Source organism: Candidatus Symbiopectobacterium sp. (assembly GCF_020054415.1).
GTDB lineage: Bacteria > Pseudomonadota > Gammaproteobacteria > Enterobacterales > Enterobacteriaceae > Symbiopectobacterium.
In genome coordinates, this window is sequence record NZ_JAHWCO010000392.1 from 1 (window position 1) to 1,856 (window position 1,856).

Below are 1,856 nucleotides of genomic sequence, written 5' to 3' on the forward strand. Positions count from 1 at the left end.
ATGGCAAAAGTGGCCATCAGCGTTGCCGTCGTCAGTCATGCAAACACGGATGGCTACAGGGCTTACAACGACGAACTTCCAAAAGTAAAACACATTGTTAGCAAGCTGCATACACAGCGTATTGAGTGTGCACATCTGACACTGCGTAACCGATTGTAACGGCTCAATCGCAAGACGCTCGGATATTCAAAATCATCCGAAATGCACGATAGGATCATCGGTACTTACATCGAACGCGAGTACTACGTTTGATGCTACATCAACTCATTGAATACACGACCGACCACGTTGTGCTCTCCCGCAGCAGTTTCGATGATCCAGCATATCCCGCTGGCGGAAGTGCCTGCGGCATTCAGCAAAATCCAAAACCAGTTTATTGGTATTCTGGTCGGTATTATTTCAGCTGAACTCTACAACCGTTACAGCCATGTCAAATTGCCTGAAGCATTCTCGTTTTTTAGCGGGCGTCGGCTGGTACCGATCTTGACCTCGTTCCTGATGATCGTTGTTGCCCTCATTTTGATGGATGTCTGGCCAGTGATTTTTAGTGCATTGGTCACGCTGGGCGAACATATCCAGCAGTTGGGTTCGGTGGGGGAGTGCGTGTACGCATTCTTCAACCGCCTGCTTATACCTGTTGGGTTGCACCACGCGTTGAACTCGGTATTTTGGTTTGATGTAGCAGACATTAACGATATTCCAAGCTTCCTCGGCGGGCAGCAGTCCATTGATGCGGGTAAAGCGGTTGTTGGTATTACGGGGCGTTATCAGGCGGGATTCTTCCCCATCATGATGTTTGGTTTACCGGGGGCGGCATTAGCGATTTATCACTGCTCGCGCCCGGAAAACAAAAGCAAAGTGGCTGGGATTATGATGGCCGCTGCGTTTGCCGCTTTCTTTACCGGGATCACCGAACAGCTTGAATTTTCGTTTATGTTCGTAGCGCCCGTGCTGTATGTGCTGCATGCCGTGTTGAGCGGGATCTCGGTGTTCATTGCCGCAAGTATGCATTGGATTGCGGGCTTCGGTTTTAGCGCAGGGTTGGTCGATATTGCTCTCTCGTCGCGTAACCCGCTGGCAAACCTGTGGTATATGCTGATTCCGCAAGGGCTGGTGTTCTTTGTTATTTACTATGAGCGTTCCGTTTTACTATCAACCGTTTCAACTTGCTGACGCCGGGGCGCGAGCTGTCGGTCGACGGCAGTGAGGCGGATGGTTTTACGTTAAATCAAAGCGTTGCAGAAAAGAAGGTGAATGATACTACGTCTCTGGCTCAGGGATATTTGGCGGCACTGGGCGGTAAAGCAAATCTGCTCGGGATCGATGCGTGTATCACACGTATGCGGCTGAATGTGGTGGATTCTGCGCAAGTGGATGAGGCTCAGGCAAAACGCTTGGGAGCGGCGGGAGTTATCCGCTTGAATAAACAGAATGTGCAAATTGTCGTGGGGACGCAGGCAGAAGTGATCGCGACGGCCTTAAAGCAAATCCAAAATGGGCAATAATCATTGTATTGTCAGCGTTAAATAGTGCGGCATGGGGGGTCGTGTATTCAATGAGTTGATGTAGCATCAAACGTAGTACTCGCGTTCGATGTAAGTACCGATGATCCTATCGTGCATTTCGGATGATTTTGAATATCCGAGCGTCTTGCGATTGAGCCATTACAATCGGTTACGCAGTGTCAGATGTGCACGCTCAATACGCTGTGTATACAGCTTGCTAACAATGTGTTTTACTTTTGGAAGTTCGTCGTTGTAAGCCCTGTAGCCATCCGTGTTTGCATGACTGACGACGGCAACGCTGATGGCCACTTTTGCCATCACCGTGTTTTTTCACAGGAGATGTCTGTTCAC

The 1,856-nt window shown here is 49.5% G+C and carries 3 pseudogenes; 2 read left to right on the forward strand and 1 reads right to left on the reverse strand.

Annotated elements, in window-relative coordinates:
• Together QZ506_RS11630 and QZ506_RS11635 are read left to right on the forward strand one after the other, a co-directional pair.
• Window positions 1-252 (forward strand): annotated as a pseudogene (locus QZ506_RS11630) (IS1 family transposase); the annotation flags it as partial.
• A gap of 30 nt (window positions 253-282) precedes the next feature.
• Window positions 283-1,484 (forward strand): annotated as a pseudogene (locus QZ506_RS11635) (PTS transporter subunit EIIC); the annotation flags it as partial.
• An 87-nt stretch (window positions 1,485-1,571) separates the two neighbouring features.
• On the opposite strand, the pseudogene QZ506_RS11640 reads toward QZ506_RS11635, so the two are convergent.
• Window positions 1,572-1,778, reverse strand: a pseudogene (locus QZ506_RS11640) (IS1 family transposase); the annotation flags it as partial.
• Between the last annotated feature and the right edge of the window lie 78 nt (window positions 1,779-1,856).